Annotated in this window: 16 protein-coding genes and 2 pseudogenes; 10 read left to right on the forward strand and 8 right to left on the reverse strand. The window is 71.5% G+C overall.

The genetic code is table 11. The features are described 5' to 3' along the window. Positions 1-226: 226 nt before the first annotated feature. Positions 227-652, reverse strand: a complete 426-nt coding sequence (locus tag KWI83_RS22875) for an ATP-binding protein (protein ID WP_218516254.1) — start codon at positions 650-652, stop codon at positions 227-229. A gap of 157 nt (positions 653-809) precedes the next feature. On the opposite strand from KWI83_RS22875, the pseudogene KWI83_RS22880 reads away from it, so the two are divergent. From KWI83_RS22880 to KWI83_RS22895, 4 genes and pseudogenes are all read left to right on the forward strand, one after another. Continuing rightward, positions 810-1,349, forward strand: a pseudogene (locus KWI83_RS22880) (GntR family transcriptional regulator). Continuing rightward, positions 1,346-2,129: pseudogene (locus KWI83_RS22885) on the forward strand (GntR family transcriptional regulator). Before KWI83_RS22880 ends, KWI83_RS22885 begins: the two co-directional pseudogenes overlap by 4 nt. Positions 2,130-2,772: 643 nt before the next feature. After that, positions 2,773-3,048 carry a lactococcin 972 family bacteriocin gene (locus KWI83_RS40365; RefSeq protein ID WP_218516255.1) on the forward strand — a complete coding sequence of 92 codons (276 nt, stop codon included), beginning with the start codon at positions 2,773-2,775 and terminating at the stop codon, positions 3,046-3,048. 261 nt (positions 3,049-3,309) lie between these two features. Continuing rightward, positions 3,310-3,945 (forward strand): DUF6518 family protein, encoded by a 636-nt coding sequence (locus tag KWI83_RS22895; RefSeq protein ID WP_218516256.1) that lies wholly within the window; start codon positions 3,310-3,312, stop codon positions 3,943-3,945. 67 nt (positions 3,946-4,012) lie between these two features. On the opposite strand, the gene KWI83_RS22900 is transcribed toward KWI83_RS22895, so the two are convergent. From KWI83_RS22900 to KWI83_RS22910, 3 genes are read right to left on the reverse strand one after another with little or no spacing between them, the layout of a single operon-like run. After that, entirely contained in the window at positions 4,013-5,164 is a 1,152-nt protein-coding gene (locus KWI83_RS22900) for a glycosyltransferase (protein WP_218516257.1), read from the reverse strand. Between the two features lie 40 nt (positions 5,165-5,204). Next, positions 5,205-6,512, reverse strand: a complete 1,308-nt coding sequence (locus KWI83_RS22905) for a nucleotide sugar dehydrogenase (protein ID WP_218516258.1) — start codon at positions 6,510-6,512, stop codon at positions 5,205-5,207. 45 nt (positions 6,513-6,557) lie between these two features. Then, positions 6,558-8,009 (reverse strand): glycosyltransferase family 4 protein, encoded by a 1,452-nt coding sequence (locus KWI83_RS22910; RefSeq protein WP_256362684.1) that lies wholly within the window; start codon positions 8,007-8,009, stop codon positions 6,558-6,560. A gap of 38 nt (positions 8,010-8,047) precedes the next feature. Between KWI83_RS22910 and wecB the strand changes: the two genes are divergently transcribed. Genes wecB through KWI83_RS22930 form a run of 4 tightly spaced genes read left to right on the forward strand, consistent with a single transcriptional unit; the run spans position 8,048 to position 13,872 of the window. Next, positions 8,048-9,136, forward strand: a complete 1,089-nt coding sequence (gene wecB / locus KWI83_RS22915) for a non-hydrolyzing UDP-N-acetylglucosamine 2-epimerase (RefSeq protein WP_218516259.1) — start codon at positions 8,048-8,050, stop codon at positions 9,134-9,136. Next, positions 9,129-9,758, forward strand: coding sequence for a bifunctional 2-polyprenyl-6-hydroxyphenol methylase/3-demethylubiquinol 3-O-methyltransferase UbiG (locus KWI83_RS22920; protein ID WP_218516260.1), 630 nt, complete (start codon positions 9,129-9,131; stop codon positions 9,756-9,758). Before wecB ends, KWI83_RS22920 begins: the two co-directional genes overlap by 8 nt. Next, on the forward strand, positions 9,758-11,692 hold the full coding sequence (locus KWI83_RS22925) for a hypothetical protein (RefSeq protein ID WP_218516261.1): 1,935 nt from the start codon (positions 9,758-9,760) through the stop codon (positions 11,690-11,692). The genes KWI83_RS22920 and KWI83_RS22925 overlap by 1 nt, the downstream gene beginning before the upstream one ends. Next, positions 11,689-13,872 (forward strand): glycosyltransferase, encoded by a 2,184-nt coding sequence (locus tag KWI83_RS22930; RefSeq protein ID WP_218516262.1) that lies wholly within the window; start codon positions 11,689-11,691, stop codon positions 13,870-13,872. The genes KWI83_RS22925 and KWI83_RS22930 overlap by 4 nt, the downstream gene beginning before the upstream one ends. Positions 13,873-13,875: 3 nt before the next feature. Here the strand turns inward: KWI83_RS22930 and KWI83_RS22935 are convergent, their stop codons facing one another. Beyond that, positions 13,876-14,595: a class I SAM-dependent methyltransferase gene (locus KWI83_RS22935; RefSeq protein ID WP_218516263.1), complete on the reverse strand. Its 720-nt coding sequence runs from the start codon at positions 14,593-14,595 to the stop codon at positions 13,876-13,878. A gap of 112 nt (positions 14,596-14,707) precedes the next feature. Continuing rightward, positions 14,708-15,148, reverse strand: a complete 441-nt coding sequence (locus tag KWI83_RS22940; RefSeq protein ID WP_218516264.1) for a MarR family winged helix-turn-helix transcriptional regulator — start codon at positions 15,146-15,148, stop codon at positions 14,708-14,710. 124 nt (positions 15,149-15,272) lie between these two features. On the opposite strand from KWI83_RS22940, the gene KWI83_RS22945 reads away from it, so the two are divergent. Together KWI83_RS22945 and KWI83_RS22950 are read left to right on the forward strand one after the other, a co-directional pair. After that, positions 15,273-16,295, forward strand: coding sequence for an NADP-dependent oxidoreductase (locus tag KWI83_RS22945; protein ID WP_218516265.1), 1,023 nt, complete (start codon positions 15,273-15,275; stop codon positions 16,293-16,295). 110 nt (positions 16,296-16,405) lie between these two features. Next, positions 16,406-16,825: an organic hydroperoxide resistance protein gene (locus KWI83_RS22950; RefSeq protein ID WP_141312249.1), complete on the forward strand. Its 420-nt coding sequence runs from the start codon at positions 16,406-16,408 to the stop codon at positions 16,823-16,825. A gap of 102 nt (positions 16,826-16,927) precedes the next feature. Here KWI83_RS22950 and KWI83_RS22955 read toward each other — a convergent pair whose 3' ends face one another. Together KWI83_RS22955 and KWI83_RS22960 are read right to left on the reverse strand one after the other, a co-directional pair. Continuing rightward, on the reverse strand, positions 16,928-18,079 hold the full coding sequence (locus KWI83_RS22955; RefSeq protein WP_218516266.1) for a serine hydrolase domain-containing protein: 1,152 nt from the start codon (positions 18,077-18,079) through the stop codon (positions 16,928-16,930). A gap of 52 nt (positions 18,080-18,131) precedes the next feature. After that, complete coding sequence (locus KWI83_RS22960) at positions 18,132-20,645, reverse strand: M14 family zinc carboxypeptidase (protein WP_218516385.1); 2,514 nt, start codon at positions 20,643-20,645, stop codon at positions 18,132-18,134. Between the last annotated feature and the right edge of the window lie 119 nt (positions 20,646-20,764).

Genomic DNA, 20,764 nt, shown 5'->3' on the forward strand with positions numbered 1-20,764 from the left:
ATGATCCGGACGGACCGCAAGTGAAAGCCCGAGGTTAGGGCCACAATCAGTTGCCGGCGCGAGCTGAGGCCTCCTGCTCCCCGCTGCGGTGGCAGTGGCAGTCGCATCGAAGGACCAAGAGCGGGTGCTATCCAGTCAGCGGCGCCCCGGCGTCTGACCTCGCGGTTGCCGTGGCACAACTGGTGCTCTGCGTAGAGGCACTCCGGCGAGGCATCCCCCTGCTGGGTCACCGCTGGGCCTCGGTGATCTGCCTCGGCTGACAGGCAACCTTGAAGATCGCCCACACGGTTTTACCGACAACGTGTCCCGTGGCACCGATGTCGTCAGCCAACGCCCGGACGAGCAGCAGGCCTCGTCCTGAGCAGTCGTCGCCCTCTGCGTTGCGGGAGGCGAGCTCCCACGGGGGAAGGCTCCGATCTCCGCTGTCTCGGACCGCCAGAAAGATCACTGCATCGTCGAGGGAGAGGGTCACGCAGTACTCCCTGCCGGGCGGTACTCCGTGGAGCAAGGCGTTCGTGGCGAGCTCCGAAACGCAGAGCCGTATGAACGTCCAGCCGGTCTGTGCATCCCCAGCTCGTGAGGGTCTCAAGGGCGAAGTCGCGCGCACGGAGGTGCGTGATCGGGGGAAACGACGTTGCCGTGACAGGGCCACAGTGGACTACCGCCTTGTTCTGATGGGTCCGACAAACCCTGGACCTCAACGCTATTCGCGAAAAGTAGTAATGCTGACCTCTGGGGGCCTCTCTGCCAGGGAGTTACGGTGTAGACCTGCAAGGCCGGGAGGGTCGTCGGTCGTACAGGAGGACGCCGTGAGCACGAGTAGCGGGGTCAGTACGTCGTTGCCGTACCTGACACCGCGTGAGCATGGGCAGGGCGATGTCTGGGCCAGTGAGGCGGCAGCCCAGGGGCGACGCGGAACCCAGCGGATTGTCCATGCCGGAGAGGTGCCGGCGCCGATCGACGTGGCGGCTGCTCGGCATTTCGGAGGGGGAATCAGTCGTCGTACGGCGGCGGCTGATTCTTCTGGATGACCAGCCGCACGAGCTGACCGACACCTATTACCCCACAAGCATCGCCCGAGGCGCCGGGCTTGCTGAAACGGCCAAGATCCCTGGTGGAGCCGTCACGCTGCTCGCTCGACTGGGGCATGTCGGTGTTCTCGTCCGTGAGGACGTGACGGCCGGGATGCCCGACGTGGCGGAGCAGAAGACTCTGCGGACCGCCCCGGAAGAGCCGGTGCTGCGACTGACGAGGCTCACGCTGGACCACGATGACCGGCCGATCCAGGTCGACCGTATGGTGATATCCGCCCTATGCAGACACTGCGCTACCAGATCAGGATCGGATAACCGTGCCCAAGGCCGAAAAGGACGCCTCTGGCCGCCGCTCGCTGCACGAGAGGATCGCGGCCGATCTCCGTGACGACATCATGAGCGGAGAACTGCCACCGGGAGCCAACCTGCCCTCCACCGCGCAGCTCACGGCCCGCTTCGACGCCTCGAACGCCACGGTGAAGGCCTGCAGAAGGCCTTGCAGGTCCTGAAGGACGAACGGCTGGTGGTCGGTCGTGCGGGCGCGGCGGTCACGGTCCGCGAGCATCGCATGCGTACCGTGCGTCCTGCTGCCCTCATGGCTCCGGCCGACCCCGGAGAGCCCTACCGGTGGCTCAGCGAAGCGGCCAAACATGGCACGTACGCCAGCAGCAAGATTGTTGATGTGGCGGAGAGCATCCCACCCGCTGACGTTCGCGCGGCCTTCGGGCTTCCAGAGAACGGCACGGCCCTGCTCCGGAGTCAGGTCCTCCTGGTCGATGACGAGCCTGCCGAACTCGTGAGGTCCAACTACCCGTTGGACATCGCTCGCGGCACAGCCCTGATGGACCGCCGCAGGATCAAGGGCGGGACTCCCGCCCTTCTGGCCGAACTCGGATACCCGACCCGCCTGTGCGTGGACCAGATCTCCGCCAGGATCCCCACTCAGGAGCAGTACCGGGTGCTACAGCTCACCAGCAGCATGCCGGTACTTCGAACTCTCCGCGTCGTCCAGAGCGACCAGGAGCGCCCCATCGAGGCAACGGTCATGGTGAAGGCGGGCTCTACGAATTGGAGTACGAGTTCGTGCCCGAGTGACTGCCTTGTGGCGACCTCAGTGCTCGTCGGTCGCCTACGGCCCCTCTCTTCCACGCGCGACGGCCGATAGACCGCCTGCCAGGTCGGGCCGAACACAGGTGGCACTTGCCGCCCGGCGCAAGGTGCAGCCCGAAGTAGCCACAAAAGGCGATCGCTGCCAGCACCTCGCGGTTCCCGGCCCGTCTGCGAGACCCCCGTCCTACCACTGTTTCCATCTTGAGGTGCAATCTCGTTCCGGCAACTTCTCGCCAATCAATCCACCTCTGCCTCGGCTTCGCGGTCGAGTAACTTCACCGCGCCGTGAGCCGATTCCGTCTGGATCTGACCAGCTCAGACGGCGAATGGGAAGTCTTGGTGCTGACCGGCCGTGAGGTGGGGGCCAACCGGGCGTAATGCAATCTAGTGCAACAAGCGGGGCATTAAGCCTTTCGGTCATCGTTACCGTGGCGCTTTACAACGAAAGCTTGGACCGTCGAAGATCTTGCTTGTCGAATCAGCAGAGAATCGGGAAAGGGGGATACACGTCATGAAAACCTTTGGTAGGTCATTCACTTTCGCCAGCGCCGCTGCGGCCCTGGCTGCTGGAGTCCTCGCTCCTGGCGCGTCGGCAAGTGCGGCAACGCCCCAGCCGCAGGAATGGGGCATGGTTGCCATCAAGGTCGATCCGTCCTCGAGGTCAGTCACTCCGGCGACGACCAAGGACGTGGGCGGTGGTACATGGACTTATGGCACCGAACTGGTGAGCGGTGGGAAGCGCTGCTATTCGTACTACTTCCATGGTTCGAAGTTGCACAAGGCGACCGCAAGAATAGCCAATGCCGAGAGAAACGCTGCCGAACCAGGCGGGAGAACGGCTAGGGCCAGCGCAACGGCTGGCGCGGCGTACACGTGCTACGCGTACTGGAGCAATCTCGAATAAAGCTCCTCGGTCGTTGGAGAGGTGGTCCGTGAAGTCACGCCCGGCTCGCGGGTTCCTGCTCTCGCTGCGAGCCTCGCAGCGCGGCGGACAAGGCGACTTTGCGGACACCCCAGACCACATCAGCAAGTCACTCAGCTCCTCACATCAGCCCAGCGATCCCATGAGCTGGCAGCGGCCGTGCCCCCGCGACGACAGGCGCCGTACACTCGGCGCAGGCGGGCCTCGGAAGCCGGATAAAGGAAAAGGACTCTCCCGAACGCCGTGTTTTCTTCACGCTCCTTCATCTTGGCACTCGTGGCCGCGCTGACAGCCGGTACGGCAATCGGAGTCCTCGCCCCTCTTCTTCAGACGCCTGACGTCTTGGCAGCCCATGTGGCGCATCTTGTCTTGGCTGCTGGCTGGTCCTGGGGAGCCTTGGCTTTCTGTGTGGGCCTCGCACGCAAATCCAGGATTGAGTCCGCCGTCCTGGCCCCGGCGTCCCTGATCGCAGGGGTGATCGTTTACTACGTGACGAAGCTGGAGCAAGGCCAGTTCCTGGCGGCGGACTTGGATGACCCTTCCAAGGCCACGCACGTCTACTGGGCCGGATTCTTGTCCAAGACGATTTTCTGGTGTGCGGCGGCATGTGTTCTGGGGTTGATTTTGGGATTGGCCGGGAACCTGGCGCGGAATCGGGGACTTCGCGGCCTCCCCTTTCGAGTGCTGATTCCACTGGTGGTTATCGTGGAGACATCGCAGCGGCTCCGCTTCGAAGCCCCACTACAAGGCGCAGTGGCCAGTACGACGTGGAGCGTGGCCCGCCTCGTAGCAGTGGCTGTCCTCATCGTTCTGATCGCGGATACGGTCATCAACTTGCGGCTTCGGCGCTCCGCCGGGCAGCCCGAAGGCCGCGCATGAGCCTCGCGTGGCCTCCAGCCGACTTGCGGCAGGAGACCCACTTGACCGCGGCCTCGGAACTACTCGCTCAGCTGTCCACCCCCACGGTCGAACGGTGTGCCCCCCGGTCGCCCGCCCCCTCCTTCGCCCACGTCTCCAGTCGGTCCGTGAACTCGGCTGCCCGTTCCGCCCAGTCGAGTTCCGCCAGCGCCGCGGCCCGGCCGCGTTCGGCGGTGGTCAGGCGCAGGTTCGTGTCGGTGCGCAGGCGTCGTACCGCGTCCGCGGCCGCCGCCGGGTTGCCGTAGGGGACGACGAGGCCGCAGCGGTGGTGTGTCACCAGGTCGGCCGCCAGGGGGTTCGGTGTGGTGACGACGGGGACGCCGTGGGCCATGTACTCGACGACCTTGGTGGGCCGTGAGTGGCGGTAGTTGGGCTGGTCGTGCAGGAGGGAGAGGCCGGCCAGGGCGCCGGAGAGGAGGGCGAGCGCGCGGTCGTTGGGGAGGTAGCCGTGCCAGTGCAGGACGCCGTCGCGGTCGGCCTCGGTGAGCGCGCCGCGTACCTCCGGGTCGGCCGCGCCGATCGCCTCGACCCGTACGTCCGGCCCGAGCAGCCGGGCCGTCTCGATGAGGTCGAGCGCCCCGCGCGCCCGGGACAGGTGGCCCAGATAGACGACCCGGTCCGTGCCGGGCGGCTCCGGTGACCCGGGCGGTACGGTCGGCAGGTTCGGTACGACGGGATGGGGTCGGCGGAAACGCGCCCGGTAGGCGTCCTCGGCGAGCAGCAGCCGCACATGCCGCTCCGCCAGCCGTTCCGCCGCCCGTACCGCCAGCCTCAGCGGCGGCCGCAGCGCCGTCGGCACCCAGCGTTTCATCGTCAGCGCCGCCGCCGTGTCCTCGTGCACGTCCCACACGGTCACCGGCGCCCGGCCCGCGCGCCGCCACCGGCGCAGGGTGCCGGGCAGGGCGAGCAGCAGCTCCGGGTCGTGCAGCAGGACCACGTCCGCCTCCGGTCCCCGCTCGGCGAGCAGGGCGCGCGCCGCGCGCAGCGCCGCCCGGCGGTCGCGGCCCGCGGCCCGGGGAAGGTCCACGCCCTCCACACCGGGGCGCGGTGTCACTCCGCGCGCGCTGAACGGAGCGGCGTACACGACCCGGTGGCCGCGCTCCGTCAGGGCGGCGATCTCCCGGTGCAGTATGCGCGCGTCCTCGGGATGGTGGACGACGGTGACCACGAGTATCCGCATCAGAGCAGCACCTTTCGGCTCCGTCCCCGAAGGGGGGCCGTCACAGCACCTCGACCCCGGGCCGGAAGATCCGCCCCCGGGTGTCGAACAGCAGGCGGGCCGCGTCGGCGAGGGCGGGCAGGTCGTAGGAGGAGTGGTCCTGGAGCAGGATCGTCAGGTCGTGGTCGCGGACCGCGTCCGTCGGGTCGTCGACGCGGGGGACCGGCACGTCGTCGACGCACCACTCGGAGACATGCGGGTCGTGGAAGGAGACCTCGGCCTCGCGCTGCCGCAGCAGCCGGGCCACCGGCACGGCCGGGGACTCCCGCTGGTCGGCGACATCGGGCTTGTAGGTGACTCCGAGCAGCAGCACCCGGGAGCCGTGCAGCGGCCGGCCCGCGGTGTTGAGCAGGTCCTGGGCGCGGCGTACGACGTACTCCGGCATCCGCCGGTTGATCTCCTGGGCCAGCTCGACGAACCGGAACTCGTAGCCGAGCGAGGAACGCACCTTGTACGACAGGTAGTTGGGGTCGATGGGTATGCAGTGGCCGCCGACTCCGGCGCCCGGCCGGAACGCCTGGAAGCCGAACGGCTTGGTGCTCGCGCAGCGGATCGCGTCCCACAGGTCGACGCCCAGCTCGTGGCTGATGACGGCGAGTTCGTTGACGAGGGCGATGTTGACGTGCCGGTAGGTGTTCTCCAGCAGCTTGGCCATCTCGGCCTCGCGGGTGCCCTTCGCCTGGACGACCGTGTCGACGAGCTTGCCGTAGAAGGCGACCGCCCGGGCGGCGCACGTGGGGGTGCAGCCGCCGACGACCTTGGGGGTGTCGCGCAGCCCGTGCCCGGTGTTGCCGGGGTCGATGCGCTCCGGTGAGAAGGCGAGGGCGAAGTCCTCCCCGGCCCGCAGCCCGGATTCCAGCTCCAGCAGAGGTCGTACCACCTCTTCGGTGGTGCCCGGATAGGTGGTGGACTCCAGGACGACGAGCTGTCCGCGCCGCAGCCGGCCCGCCACCGCGTGCACGGCGGCGGTGACCGCGCTCAGATCGGGCCCGCCGTCGCCGTTGAGCGGGGTCGGCACGCAGATCACCACGGTCTGCGCGCGGGCGAGGCAGTCGTCGTCGGTGGACGCCATGAAGCCGGCCGCCAGCATCCGGCGGACGTCCTCGTCGGACACGTCGTCGACGTGGGAGTGGCCGGAGTTGAGGCCGTCGACGACCCGTGGGTCCCGGTCGAGACCCACGACTCTCAGGCCGACCGTCGCCGCCTCCCGGACGAGCGGCAGCCCGACGTAGCCGAGCCCGATCACCGCCAGTTCGACGGTGTCGGATATCGCTGATCCCCCGAGTGGTTCAGTCTGCTGGACCTGCATAGGGCTTCACCCCTGCCTCGTCGCGGGACCTGCCGGGCCCGCATCTCAAGCGCAGCCGAGGGCGCGGTACGCCTCGCGGGTGGTCGCGGCGACACGCTTCCAGGTGCGGTCACGTGCCACGAACTCGCGGGCGGCCGCTCCCCATTCGGCCCGACCGTTTCTACTGTAAAGCAGAGATTCGATCGCATCTGCCCAAACTTGTGGCGATGAGGGCGGGATGAGAAGTCCGGTCACTCCCGGCTGGACAAGCTCCCGCAGCGCGGGTACGTCACTGGCGGCCACCGGCAGCCCGCTCGCCATCGCCTCGACCGGCTTCAGCGGCGTCACCAGGCGGCACACCCGCTCGTCGGTGCGCGGCACCGCGAACACGTCCAACACCGCGTGGAAGTCCCGCACTTGGGCGTACGGCACCCGGCCGGTGAACACGGCCGCCCCGTCGGCCAGTCCGAGCCCGCCGGCCAGCCGCAGCAGTGCCGCCCGCTCGGGGCCGTCCCCCACGATCAGCAGCCGCAACGGCACCCCGCGACGCCTCAGCTCGGCACCCGCATGGAGCAATGTGCCGATTCCCTCGTGTGGAGTAAGGCTGCTGACCGTGCCGACGACGAAATCGTCCGGCGCGATACCGAGCCGGGCCCGCAGCGGCGCCCCGTCCGGCAGCGGGGCGAGGAACTCCTCGCCCACCGCGTTCGGCACGATCAGCACCCGCTCCTCGGGCACCCCGCGCGCCACGATCTCCGCCTTCATCGCCGCGCCCAGCGTCAGCACCAGGTCCGCCTCGCGCATGCAGTGCGTCTCCAGCTCGCGCCGCGCCCGGTACGTCGGGTCGGCGCAGGTCCGCCCCGGGGCCTGGGTCAGCCAGGTGTCCTCCAGGAAGCCGCGCACCTCGTAGACCACCGGCAGCCCGTGGGCGGCGCGCAGGGCCAGCGCCACCCGCCCGTTGCCGTGGTCGGTGGCCGGGTGCAGCACGGCGGGCCGCAGCCGCTGAACCAGCAGGCCGGCCAGCTCGGCGTTGCGGGCCAGCACCGCCGCCTGCCCGTACGGCAGCCACCGCGGCAGCAGCCGGTGCTGCGGCACCCCGCCCACCGTCTGCACCGGGCGGGCGTCCAGCACCCCCTGCGCCACCGGGAACCCGATCCGGGTCACCACGTGCGGATCGAGCCCGGCGGCGCGTTGCGCCTCGGCGATCTGCTGGGTGCGCACGGTGTAGCCGGCGTGCTTGAACGGCAGTCCGTTGGTGACCAGATGCAGCACCCGGCCCGGCACCGGGCGGACCCGCCGGGCGGGCGGCGGGGGCACCCGTACCCCGGACGGAGCAGCGGTCGGCCCTGCCGTTGGGGCCCGGTCGGCGAGCCGCCGTTCCAGCGGCCTGACCCGGCGCCGCACGGGCGGCGGCAGCAGCCGTACCCCCAGCAGGGCCGCCCGGAGGGGGTCATGGCGCAGTTCGCCCCACGCCACGGATGCGGCCAGACTGAGCGCACGGGGGATATGACGCGACATGCCGTCACGTTAGGCGGCGAGAGCGGAGAAGGTACGACATGAACGGCCGTGTACTCCACGTCGTCGGCACCCGACCGAACTTCGTCAAGGCCGCCCCGGTCGTGGCCGCGCTGCGCACGGCGGGCTGCGACCAGGTCCTGGTGCACACCGGTCAGCACTACGACGAACGGATGTCGGACATCTTCTTCCGGCAACTGGGCCTGCCCGAGCCGGACACCGATCTGGGCGTCGGCTCCGGCAGCCACGCCCGGCAGACGGCGGACCTCCTCGTCGCCCTGGAGGGTGAGCTGTCCGCCCGCGACCCCGCCCTCGTGATGGTCTACGGGGACGTCAACTCGACGCTGGCGGCCGCCCTGGTCGCCGCCAAGCTGGGCATGCCGCTCGCCCATGTGGAGGCGGGCCTGCGCAGCTTCGACATGGCGATGCCGGAGGAGGTCAACCGGCGCCTGGTCGACCAGCTGGCCGAGCTGCTGTTCGCCACCAGCCCCGAGGCGGTCGGCCATCTCGCCCGGGAGGGGGCCGACCCCGCTCGGGTGCATCTGGTCGGCAACCCCATGATCGACACCCTGCTCACCCACCTGGACCACTTCGACCCGGCCGCCGCCCGCGCCGCGTACGGGCTGCCCGAGCGCTACGGCGTGGTCACCCTGCACCGCCCCGCCAACGTCGACGACCCCGAGGCGGCCGAGGCGGCCGCCCGCGCCCTCACCGAGGCGGCCCGGCTCCTCGACCTCGCCGTACCCCTGCACCCGCGCGGCCGGGCGGCGCTCGGCGCCGCGGGCCTGGACGGCGCGCCGGGCGTCCACATCCTCGACCCGCTGGGCTACGTCGAGTTCATGAGCCTGGTGCGCGGCGCCGCGGCCGTCATCACCGACTCGGGCGGCGTCCAGGAGGAGACCACCGTCCTGGGCGTTCCCTGCCTGACCCTGCGCACCACCACCGAACGCCCGGTCACCGTCACCCACGGCACCAACCGGCTCGTCGGGCACGCCGAACTCGTCCCCGCGCTGCGCAAGGTGCTGGACGGCGGACAGCCACCGCCCGACGAGGGCCCGCCGCTGTGGGACGGACGGGCCGGGGCCCGGATCGCCGCCGAGGTCACCCGCTGGCTGGACCACCATGTCTGAACTCACCCGCGCCTACTGGGACACCCGCCACCGCGTGCACGACGACCTCGCGTCCGGCGGCCACATCGGCCTGGACCGCGCGGGCAACGAGATCTTCTACGCGCTGCGGCTCGGCACCCTGCTCCCGCTGATCGGCGACCTGGCCGACGAGTCGGCCCCGCTGTTCGTGCTCGACGCGGGCTGCGGCAAGGGGCACTTCGCCCGCGCCCTGGCCCGCTGCGGCCACCGCGTCGACGCCTTCGACGCGAGCGAGGAGGCCGTCGCGCACGCCCGCGCCCGGGGCGGCCGCCCGCGCTACGACGTCGCCGCCCTCGACGAGTGGCGCAGCCCCTGGCTGTACGACGTCGTGCTCTGCGTCGACGTCCTCTTCCACGTCCTCGACGACGAGGAGTGGGCGACCGGCCTGCGGAACCTCGCCTCACTCGTGCGGATCACCGGACGGCTGATCCTCACCGACGAGGACATCGGCACCCGCCGGCCGCGCGGCGACTACATCCTGCACCGCCCCACCGCCGAGTACACCGCGCTGCTCGAACCCCTCGGCCTGCGGCACACCCTGTTCACCCCGTACGGCTTCCGCGAGAACGAGGTCGGCTTCCACGTCTTCACGAGGACCCGCTGATGCGCCTGACCGATCTGCTCCACCCCCACCTCGACGGCGTCACCACCGTCGTCGACGCCACCGACGGCGGGCTCGACCTGGAGCCCTATCTGCACCTCCCCGGCGACATCGCCCTGCACCACGGCGAACGGGACATCGGCGAGAACGAGTTGGTGCTCGTCTCGTACGGCCCCGATCCGGCGCTGCACGGCACCGAGACCGACTGTCTCGCCGTGCTGCACCGGATGCGCCCCGGCGGCCGCGGCCTGGTCCTCTTCGGCCACCCCGGGCCCGAACTTCCCTACCACCGGCTCATCGACGCCCTGGTGACCCACCACTGCCAGGTGCTGCGCGCCGCCCCGCTCGACTACGAGCACCTGCACGCGGGCGCGGTGTTCGTCCGCACCGACGAACTCCTGCCGCCCCACGACTGGTCCGGCCGCCCCGTCCCGGCGGAGGGCTTCGCCACCGCGCTGCGGATCGCCGACGAGTACGTCCTCGCCGACCTCGTCTCGCGGTCGCTGCGGGCCCGGCTGCTGGACCTGGAACGCGACGCCGAGGAGGCGGAACGCGCCCGGGGGCCCGTCCACGAGGACGGCCTCGCCGAGCGTCTCGCCGCCGCCGTACGGGAGAAGGACCGGCTGGCGGCCGCCCTGCACAGGGCCCGGGACCGGGTCGGTCTGCTGGAGGCACGCGTGGCCATGCTGGAGGGCTCCACCTCGCTGCGGGTGGGGCGGGCCCTGGTGTCGGCGGCCCGCTCGCCCCGGCACGCGGCACCACGGCTGCCCCGCGAGCTGTACGGGCTGTGGCGGGCGCGGGCGAAGCCGGGGTCCGCGTCGGCGAGCGCGGGGGCGGGAGTGCGGGAGCTGTACGGGCGGTGGCGCGGGCGGGTGACGTCGCGTTCCGCGTCGTCGCGTACGGCGCCGGAGTGGCGGGTGACGTCGCGTTCCACGTCGTCGCGTACGCCATCGCGGCGCACCGCGCCGGAGACGGCCGTGCGGGAGGCCGTGCCGGACGGGCGGATGCACCTCGCCCACCGCGCGTTCGCCTCCCTGCCCCGCGACCGGCTGGTGATCACCGGCGTGCTCACCGAGGCCACCGCCGCGGACCTCGCGGCGGACGCCGTGGTCAACCGGGCGCTGCCGCACGACGGCCGGCTGGTCGTGCAGCGCACCGACCCGGACGCCCTGGTCGTCCAGCTGAGCGCCTGCACGGGCGACGGCCCCTGGTCGCTCACGGGCACCGGACTCGCCCCCGACCTCGACCGGAGGCTGGCCGAACTGATCACCGAGACCCGGGCGGCGGGCCGCTCCTGCCTGCTGTGGCGGGACGGCCCGGCCTCGGCGGCCCCCGGGCTCACCCGGCTCGCCTGGGACGCCGTCCTCGACGCGGACGCCGGTGTGCGGCTGGCGAGCCTGGACCCGGCGGCGGACGGCAGAGAGCGCCTGCGCGAGGTGTTCCGCGCGGACAGCACCCGGGTCCGCCTGTCGCAGCTGGCCCGCCGCGTCGGCGCCCCCGACCCGCTGGACGAACGCCGGGTCTGCGTGCTGGCCGCCCCACAGGACCGGGCCGACATCGCCCGGCTCACCGCCCAGGTGCTGGGCCAGAGACACCGGCCCGCCGAGGTCGTCGTACCCGACCCCACCGGACTCGACGAACTCACCGCCGCCGGCTTGACCGTACGCACCGGCGACCCCCTCGCCCCCTGGGTCGCCGACTGGACCGACCTCACCGAGGACCGCCCGGACACCCTGCTGCTCGACCTGATGTGCGCGCAGGAGTACTCCGGCGCCGACGCGGTGGGCAGCACGCCCGCCGCCGACGACTACACCTTCGTCCCCGAACTGCGCCCCCTCCTGGTGCGCCGTTCGCTGCTGGCGTCCGGCGCGCCGCCCGAGACCTGGGCGCGGCACGGGCACCGCCTGTTCGCCTGGTGCGGGAAGGAGCCGACATGAGCCGGACACTGAACGCGCTCGTCTACGGCGACGTTGACCTCAATCTCATCGACGGCTCCGCGGTCTGGGCCCAGTCCACGGTGCAGGCACTGTCGCGGGCCGGCTGCCGGACCCGGCTCGTCCTCAAGGCCCCCGTGCGCACCGAGCGGCTGATCGAGCCGCTGGCCGGACTGCCCGGGGTCACGGTCGTGCGCCCCTACGAGGAACGGCTGCTGCCCGGACAGGCCGACCGGCCGCTGTCGCCCGTGCAGGCCTCGCAGGTGCTCGCAGGGCTCGACGAGGACGAGCCCTGCGACCTGCTGGTGCTGCGCGGACGGCGACTGGTCGGGCGGGTCGTCGCCGACGGCGGCTTCGAGGGGCGGATCTGGGCCTACCTCACCGACATCCCGCAGTCGGCGGCCGAGATGACCGAGGGGGCCCGCGCGGAACTCACCCGCATCGCCGAGGCCTCCCAGCGGCTGCTGTGCCAGACGGAGGAACTGCGCTGCCTGTTGGAGACCTGGGTGCCCGAGGCCTGCGGCAAGTGCGTGCTCAGCCCGCCCGCCGTCCCCGAACCGGACGTCCCGGTGCCGGAGCACGAGCGCCCCCACGATCCCTTCCGGCTCGTCTACACCGGCAAGTTCGCCCCCCTGTGGAACACCCTGCCCATGACCCGTCTGCCGGCCCTGCTCGCCGGACGGGGCGTCCGGGCGGAACTGCACGCCGTCGGCGACAAGATCCACCACGACCCCTCGCGTCCGGACTTCCAGCCCGCCATGGCCCGGGCGCTGGCCGTCACCCCGGGCGTCGAGCACCACGGCGGGCAGCCCCGCGAGGAGGCCATGCGCATCGCCGCCGACTGCGACCTCGGCCTCGGCTGGCGTGAGCCCGCCCTCGACGCCAGCCTCGAACTGTCCACCAAGGTCCTGGAGTTCGGCGCCCTCGGACTGCCCGTCGTCCTCAACCGCACCCCCGCCCACGAGGCGCTGCTCGGCGCCGACTACCCGCTGTACGTGCCCGGACGCGCCGGACTGGACGACGCCGTCGAGGCGGTCACCCGTGCCGTGCGCGAGCCCGAGGCCCGGCGGCTCGCCGCCGACCGCTGCCGTGCCGCCGCCGCCCGCTACACCCTCCAGGCGGCGGCCGACCGCTGGCGCGCCCAGCTCGAGAAGGCCTTCCCCGAAGCACCGGCCGCCGTCGCCGCCCGGCCGCGGCCGCTGCGGGTCGGTGTCGCGGGCCACGACCTGAAGTTCCTCTCCCGGCTCCTCGACCACTTCCGTACGCTGCCCGGTCTCGACGTACGCGTCGACGCCTGGCAGGCGCTCGCCCGCCACGATCCGGCCGCGAGCCGGGAACTCGCCGACTGGGCCGATGTCGTGGTCGTCGAGTGGTGCGGCCCGGCCGCCGTCTGGTACAGCCGCCACAAGCGGCAGGGCAGCCGGCTGATCATCCGGCTGCACCGCTTCGAACTGGACGCCGAGTGGCCCCGGCAGGTCGACATCGACGCCGTCGACCAGGTGATCTGCGTCAGCTCGTACTACGCCCGCCGCACCCTGGAGCACACCGGCTGGCCGGAGTCCAAGGTCACCGTCATCCCGAACTGGGTGGACACCGACCAGCTCGACCGCCCCAAGGCGCCCGGCGCCCGCTTCCGCCTCGGGATGATCGGCATCGCGCCCAGCCGCAAACGCCTCGACCTGGGCCTGGACGTGCTGGAGGCGCTGCGCGCCCGGGACCGCCGCTGGCATCTCTCGGTGAAGTCCAAGCCGCCCTGGGAGTACTGGTGGATCTGGAACAAGCCCGAGGAGCGCGCGCACTACGACGCCGTACTGCGCCGCATGCAGACCTCGCCGCTGCTCGAAGGTGCCGTCGTCTTCGACGAGTTCGGCGCGGACGTGGCGAGCTGGCTGCGGCGCGTCGGACATGTCCTGTCCACCAGCGACGACGAGAGCTTCCACCTCGCCCCGGCCGAGGGCATGGCCTCCGCCGCCGTCCCCGCGCTGCTGCCGTGGCCCGGGGCGGACGAGATCTACGACCGGCGCTGGATCCACCAGGACCCCGAGACGATGGCGAACGCGGTCGCCGAACTGGACGAGGAGGGCTGGCGGGACACCGGGCGGCTGGCCCGCACCCAGGTGCGGGAACAGTTCTCGCTGCACCGGGTGGCCCGGGACTGGACGGAGCTGCTGGTGTCCGGCTGATTTTCAGGGCTGGGGTTCGGGTTTCACGACCCGGAACGCGAACTGGCCGCAGTACGTGAGCTTGCGCAGGTTCACCAGCGCCGCCCGCCGCCCGGTGTCCTTCGCCCAGCTGTCGATCTCGGCGTTGAGCGGGGACTCCTGGTCCCAGTGGCGCCCGTACCCCGTGTTCCGCCCGCCGTCGTAGGACCGCATGATCAGCGTCACCCCGTCCAGGGACGGCCGGATCTCCTGCAGAGCCAGCCCGGCCTCCTCGACCAGCACCCGGAATCCGTACGGCGTGTAGTTCCACAGGCTGAAGGAGTGGTACGGCTCGAACTGGGACGTACTGCCGATGAGCAGCCCGCCCGGCCGCAGCACCCGGCCGACCTCCGCCAGCAGCTCACGCGGGCGCGAGACGTGCTCGAAGACCTGGTGCGAGTAGATCAGCGGCACGGACTCCGAGCGGAACGGCAGGCGGACACCGTCGAAGTGGACCAGCTGAGCACCGTCGGGCCGGTGCTGCCGGGCCTCCGGAGAGTCCCGGATGTCGACTCCGACCCACCGCACTTTCGGATCGTGTCCGCGGAACAGCGCGACGGAGGTGCCCCGCCCGCACCCGAGGTCGACCACCCGGTCCGGCGCGTCCGGCGAGGTCATGACCTCGTCGAGGTAGTAGCGGGACGTGACCTGGCGGGCGTGGTCGTCGGGGATGCAGTCGCGCATGAGGTCCCACAGGGTCGCCATGTGCCGAGGCTAAGGACGTGCCGCACCCGCGGCCCAGGAGCCGTTCGGCGGTTCGCGACCGCCGCCACCCGGAAGGCGTGACGGCACCGGACCGGACCCGCGGGAAACGTCCTCAGCCCTCCACCCCCACCATCCGCTGCAACAGATCCCGCAGCGTCAGCCGCTCCTGCTCGCTCAGCCCCGCCAGCGGCTCCCGGGCGAAGCGCAGGGACTCGCGCAGGCTGCGGGCCACCCGGCGGCCCTCGTCCGTCGCCGCCGCCAGCTTCACCCGGCGGTCGGCCGGGTCCGGGCGGCGCTCGACCAGGCCCCGGGATTCGAGGCGGTCGACGATGCCCGTGACGTTCGAGGGCTCGCACCTGAGCTTGTGCGCCAGCTTGCGCATCGGAAGGGGTTCCAGGCAGAGCAGGCTGAGCAGCTTCGCCTGGGCGCCGGTCAGCGCGTGCTCGGCGGCCGCCTCCTCGTACTCCTCGTGGTAGCGGGCCACGACCGAGCCGATCAGGTCGACGACTTCCATGGTCAGTGCGTCAGGGCGGGCGGGGTGAGGTGTGGCCATGGTCTCCAGGGTACCCGGTTACTTGACAGCCTGAAATGTTCAAGAGCATGGTTGTTTCAGGTTCTGAAGTATCACTCGCTGAAACGTCAGCAACGTCTCCCGAAGTACGAGGAAAGCGCACCCCATGACCGACATCCCCGCCCTCCCCGCCGTCAACCGCGAATGGCACCTGCTCAGCCGCCCCGTCGGCTGGCCCAAGCCCGAGGACTTCGCCCTGGTCGAGTCCCCGATGCCGACACCCGGTGAGGGCCAGGTGCTGGTGCGGAACCTGTACGTCTCCGTCGACCCCTACATGCGCGGCCGCATGAGCGCCGCCAAGTCCTACGTCGCCCCCTTCGAGCTGGGCAAGGTCATGCAGGGCGGCGCCGTCGGCGAGGTCGTCGTCTCCCATGCCGAGGGCCTCTCCGCCGGCGACCACGTCCTGCACTTCTTCGGCTGGCGGGAGTACGCCGCCGTCGACGCGAAGAACGCCGTCAAGGTCGACCCGCAGGCCGCGCCCCTGTCGACGTACCTCGGCGTCCTCGGCATGACCGGGCTCACCGCGTACGCCGGTCTGCTGCGCACCGCCGCCTTCAGGGAGGGCGACGCGGTGTTCGTGTCCGGGGCCGCCGGTGCGGTCGGCAGCCAGGTGGGGCAGATCGCGAAGCTGAAGGGCGCCTCCCGGGTCATCGGGTCCGCCGGGTCCGACGAGAAGGTGGAGCTGCTCCTTGAGGAGTACGGCTTCGACGCCGCCTTCAACTACAAGAACGGGCCGGTGGGCGAGCAGCTGCGGGCCGCCGCGCCGGACGGGATCGACGTCTACTTCGACAACGTCGGCGGCGATCACCTGGAAGCGGCCGTCGGCTCCCTCAACCGGGGCGGCCGGATCGCCGTCTGCGGCATGATCTCCGTCTACAACAACACCGAGCCCGCCCCCGGCCCGAGGAACCTCGCCCGCCTCATCCAGACCCGCGGCCGCATCGAGGGCTTCCTGGTCGGCGACCACTACGACCTCCAGCCGCAGTTCGTGCAGGAGGTCGGCCCCTGGGTCGCCTCGGGCGCCCTCAAGTACCGGGAGACCGTCGTCGAGGGCATCGAGAACAACCTGGAGGCCTTCCTCGGCGTCCTGCGCGGCGACAACACCGGCAAGATGATCGTCAAGCTCTGAGCCGAGGGGTGGCGGCCTTCCTTGGCTTTCCGGTATGCGGTAACTTCTTTCCGAAATCGTCCGGGATCGTGGGCGCGAGTCCCGGGCGGACCGAGGAGGAAGAGCACCGCATGCCCATCCAGCAGTCAGACGTCCTGTACACGGCAGTGGCGACCGCCGAGAACGGCCGCGACGGCCGGGTCGCCACCGACGACGGCAAGCTCGACGTCGTCGTGAACCCGCCGAAGGAGATGGGCGGCAGCGGCTCCGGCACCAACCCGGAGCAGCTGTTCGCCGCCGGTTACAGCGCCTGCTTCCAGGGCGCCCTCGGCGTCGTCGCCCGGCAGGAGAACGCCGACATCTCCGGCTCCACCGTCACCGCGAAGGTCGGCATCGGCAAGAACGACGACGGCTTCGGGATCATCGTCGAGATCTCGGCGGACATCCCGGGCGTCGACGAGACCACCGCGAAGGCGCTGGTCGAGAAGGCCCACCAGGTCTGCCCGTACTCGAAGGCGACCCGCGGCAACATCACCGTGACACTCGTCTGAGCCGTGACGCACCTCTGACGGCACTCGTTGCGTACGACGAAGGCCGCACCCTTGGACGTGGGGTGCGGCCTTCGCCCTGCGGCACCGAGCTTCGCCCCCGCGTCACCGCACAGCGGCCCGGTGCGCCGCCCGCACGAACCGCTCGTTCTCCGGCGCGGCCCCACCCGGAAACGCACAGCGCCGCCGCGTGTACCCGTACGCCAGCCCGCTGCGCGGATCGGCGAAGGCCTGCGAGCCGCCCGCCCCGCTGTGCCCGAAGGCACCCGCGCCCAGGAAGGGGTACCAGTTGTCGGCCGTCGCCTGGAAGCCGAGCCCGTACGCCTTGTGGGCCCGGGCCACCAGGTCGTAGCCGACGGAGTGGATCTGCCCGACCTCGGCGACCGTGTCCGGCTTCAGCAGCGGCGGCCGCCCCGCCACCTCGCTGATCGCCGCCGCGTACATCCCCGCCAGCCCGCGCGCGGCCGCCACACCGCCCGCCGACGCCGGGCCCTTGGCGCGCACCAGGCGGGAGTTGGCGTGGTCCACCAGCTCACCCGGCCGAGCCACGTGCGCGTTGAACGCGATCGAGGTGAGGGTGTGCGGCCCGGTCGGCTGGGCGTCCAGCACCGCCTGCTGCTCGGGCGTCGGCAGCATCGGCTGCACGGGCCGGAAGCGGACCTCCTCGGCGGCGGGCAGCCCGAGGTAGAAGTCCAGCCCGTACGGGGCGCGTACCCGCTCCTCGTACACCTCCTGCAGGGTGCGGCCCGTGGCCCGCCGTACCACCTCACCGGCGAGCGCGCCGAGCACCAGCGCGTGATAGCCGAACGCCGTGCCGGGCCGCCAGAACGGCCGCTGGTCCGCGAGCCGCTCGGAGATCACCCGGTCGTCCGCCAGCTCCTCCTCGGTGAACCCGGAGTCGAGCCCGATCAGCCCCGCCCGGTGCGTGAGCAGCTCGCGCAGGGTCAGCCCGCCCTTGCCCTCGGCGGCGAACTCCGGCCAGTAGTACGTCACCTTGCGGTCCAGTTCCAGCGTGCCGTCCTGGACGAGGAGCGCGACGACGAGGTGGGCGGCGCCCTTGGTGGACGAGAAGACACCGTACAGCGACTCGGCGGAGACACCGTCCGGCCCCGCCCACAGGTCGACGACCCGCCGCCCGCGCACGTAGGCGCACAACTGCCCCTCGTAGTCCGGCCGCTCCTGCGCCACGAACGCGGCGAACTCCGCGCGCACCTCCTCGTAGCCGTCGGCGACGGTGCCGTGGATCTCCTGCGTCATCCGATCTCCTTTTGCCTCCTCGGCCGTCCGCTGCTCGCGTGTGTGCCGTGGTTTACCTGGTCGCCAAGGTGAACAATGCCCGCCCGACCTGAGCGAACTCCCCCTTGGGGTGATCACGGAAGAGTGGTTCGGTGCCGAAGAGCACCGCGTGCGCGCCGCTGACCACCGACGCGCGCCCCGCCGCGGCGGCGGGCCCGCCGGTGCCGTCCGGCAGCGCCCGCCAGTGCCCGGACACCAGCGGATTTCCCGTCGCGTACGACTGTTCCACCCGCACCCCGCGTCCGAGGTCCGTGAACCACACCGGCGCGTAGACGAAAGAGTGCCCCGGCGCGCCGCCGGTGATCCGGCCGCCGGAATTCACCACCCGCACCACCCCGTTGGCGTCCCCGTTGCCCTCGACGGGCTTGACCGGCAGCAGCCCGGCGTCGGCGTTGAGCGCCGCTCCGGCCGCCCCGCGCCCGACCAGACCGTGACCGTCGAGGAAGCGGCCGAGAGCCTTCCGCGCCGCCGGGTTCAGGTCGTCGTACGCCAGCCCCGCCGACACGAACAGCACATCCACCGCCGACCAGTCGAACCCGGCGTTCAGCACCCCGGCCGACACCGGCGTCACCTCGAAGCCCATCTCCCGCAGCGCGAACAGCTCGCCCGACGTGACGGCCGCGGCCACCCGCACGCGGGTCAGCGGGGTGCCGCCGGTCAGCCGCGTGGCGTCGAAGGCGACGTCGTACGTCCGTGCCGCGGCCGCCGCCTGCCGCCGTGCCGAGCCCGGCACGAGCGCACTGCCGTCGGACGCCTGCCGCACCCGGACGCCTTGGGCGAGCAGGGAGTTGAGGGCCGCCACCTCGCGCGGATCGTGAAGGCGCAGCCGGAGGTCGCCGCGCGGGGCGACGTACCCCACGCCCGCGGCCTCGCGCACCGGGTGCAGCAGGACGCGGGACAGGCCCTGCACCGGCTCGACCGTGGCGCCCCACAGTCGGCCCAGGCTCCAGCCGGAGATGTCGTACATCACCGACACCTTGTCGCTGATGTCCCGGCCGTCGGCCAGCAGCACGTTCGCCAGCCCGCGCTTGGGCTGGCGCATGTCGACGACGTACGAGCCCTTGGCGTACCAGCGGCCGGAGAGCCGGAAGGAATGCACCGCCCGGCTCACGCGGACGTCGTTGGCGAGCAGGTGGCCGACCAGGCGCGCGGCGGCGGTGGGGGAACGCTGGGCGGCGCCTGCCGGGATGACGTAGGCGCGGGGAAAGGTGGTGGTGTAGACGTCCTCCGGGCCGATGCCGGGGACGCCGGGGACGGTCTCCTCGGACACCGGCACCTGCGCGGCCCCCGCGGCACCGCGCCGGAAGACCTCGATCTGGTCGGCGACCAGTGAACGGCGCTTGTCCCGGACGTAGTCCAGGGTCGCGTCGAGCGTGGCCCCCGCGACGGCGACGTTGATCGCGGCCCGGCGGCGCAACTCACGCTGCGGCAGGGTGTCGTAGGCGTCGTTGTTCACGCGGAGCGGGATCTCGATCGTGTGCGCGGCGACCGCGCCGTGGAAGGCCGCGTACTGCGGGGTGAAGATGGGCGGCCAGTCGTCCCAGCCCTCCTCCTGGTCCCGGAACGGGATCTGCGCGGGCGCCACGCCGTCCTTCCCGGGGGTGTAGCCGAGGCCGTTGACGGCGGCCTCCATGCCGAGGGCGTTGGCGTAGGTGTGCTTCAGGAAGAGGTCGTACTCGTAGTTCTCGCCGTGCGGCGGGGTGGTGGGCTCGATGAGGGTGCCGTTGACGTAGCCGTGCAGGTCGAGCAGGACGGCCGGCTGCTTGTCGACCATGATCTGCCGCATCGCCCGCGCCTCGGGCTGGGAGGCGGTGACGAAGTCCCGGTTGAGGTCGAATCCGTTCGCGTTCGCGCGGGTTCCGGCGATACGGCCGTCCGGGTTGGCGGAGATGTTGAAGTACAGGCGGCTGTGCGCGAGCAGGTCCCTGGTCCGCGCGTCGTTCGCGGTCGCGAGCCGCTCGATGAGCTTGAGGGAGGCGTCGGTGCCCTCCCACTCGTTGCCGTGGATGTTGCTGTTGACGAACACCGGGGTCTTGTACGCGGCCTGGATGCGCGGGTCCTTCGCGGCCACCGCCGGCGCGTTCTCGATGAGCTCGCGCATCCGGGTCTGCTCCCGTGTCTGACGGGCCGTCTCCGGGGCGGTGACGGTGACGAGATAGAGCCGGTGGCCGCCGGCCGAACGGCCCGCGACCTCCACGCTCACCCTCTCGCCGAGGCGTTGCAGGGCGTTCAGCTTCGGCGCGATGGCGTGGTACGGGGTGAGGCCCAGCTTCAGGGACGCGTCGGCCGGGTTCACGGGGTCCGCGGGGAGCTGCTGCTCACGCGGGTAACCACGTGACGCGTCCGAGAGGTCGGGAACGGGCGCGGTGAACGCCTGACGGGCCGTGCTCGCCGGGGACTTGGCGGGGCGGAGGTCGAGAGCGGGGCCCTCCGCCTCCTGCCGGGTGACGGGCTCGGTGTCCGCGTCGGCCGGGACGGGGGCGGCCAGCAGGAGTGAACCTGCCGTGGTGAGGGTGAGGGTGGCCATCAGGACGGGTCTCGCAGAGGTCGTTCTCGTGATGCGCACGCGTACCTCCTCCGGGTTCCTGAGATCGGTACGGCGAGGTGTACCTGTTCGACTCAACCGCAACAAGAGGGTCTTGGTGT

Origin of the sequence: Streptomyces sp. TRM70350, assembly GCF_019219825.1 — a bacterium.
Taxonomy (GTDB): Bacteria; Actinomycetota; Actinomycetes; order Streptomycetales; family Streptomycetaceae; genus Streptomyces.

What these genes read in the sequence shown, in the direction of transcription:
- KWI83_RS40365 (WP_218516255.1), top strand. Translation starts at nt 2,773, where the DNA reads ATGGTTGCCATCAAGGTCGATCCGTCCTCGAGGTCAGTCACTCCGGCG.
- KWI83_RS22910 (WP_256362684.1), bottom strand. Translation starts at nt 8,009, where the DNA reads ATGTCGCGTCATATCCCCCGTGCGCTCAGTCTGGCCGCATCCGTGGCG.
- wecB (WP_218516259.1), top strand. Translation starts at nt 8,048, where the DNA reads ATGAACGGCCGTGTACTCCACGTCGTCGGCACCCGACCGAACTTCGTC.
- KWI83_RS22940 (WP_218516264.1), bottom strand. Translation starts at nt 15,148, where the DNA reads ATGGCCACACCTCACCCCGCCCGCCCTGACGCACTGACCATGGAAGTC.
- KWI83_RS22955 (WP_218516266.1), bottom strand. Translation starts at nt 18,079, where the DNA reads ATGACGCAGGAGATCCACGGCACCGTCGCCGACGGCTACGAGGAGGTG.
- KWI83_RS22945 (WP_218516265.1), top strand. Translation starts at nt 15,273, where the DNA reads ATGACCGACATCCCCGCCCTCCCCGCCGTCAACCGCGAATGGCACCTG.
- KWI83_RS22960 (WP_218516385.1), bottom strand. Translation starts at nt 20,645, where the DNA reads ATGGCCACCCTCACCCTCACCACGGCAGGTTCACTCCTGCTGGCCGCC.
- KWI83_RS22950 (WP_141312249.1), top strand. Translation starts at nt 16,406, where the DNA reads ATGCCCATCCAGCAGTCAGACGTCCTGTACACGGCAGTGGCGACCGCC.
- KWI83_RS22930 (WP_218516262.1), top strand. Translation starts at nt 11,689, where the DNA reads ATGAGCCGGACACTGAACGCGCTCGTCTACGGCGACGTTGACCTCAAT.
- KWI83_RS22905 (WP_218516258.1), bottom strand. Translation starts at nt 6,512, where the DNA reads ATGCAGGTCCAGCAGACTGAACCACTCGGGGGATCAGCGATATCCGAC.
- KWI83_RS22900 (WP_218516257.1), bottom strand. Translation starts at nt 5,164, where the DNA reads ATGCGGATACTCGTGGTCACCGTCGTCCACCATCCCGAGGACGCGCGC.
- KWI83_RS22925 (WP_218516261.1), top strand. Translation starts at nt 9,758, where the DNA reads ATGCGCCTGACCGATCTGCTCCACCCCCACCTCGACGGCGTCACCACC.
- KWI83_RS22935 (WP_218516263.1), bottom strand. Translation starts at nt 14,595, where the DNA reads ATGGCGACCCTGTGGGACCTCATGCGCGACTGCATCCCCGACGACCAC.
- KWI83_RS22920 (WP_218516260.1), top strand. Translation starts at nt 9,129, where the DNA reads ATGTCTGAACTCACCCGCGCCTACTGGGACACCCGCCACCGCGTGCAC.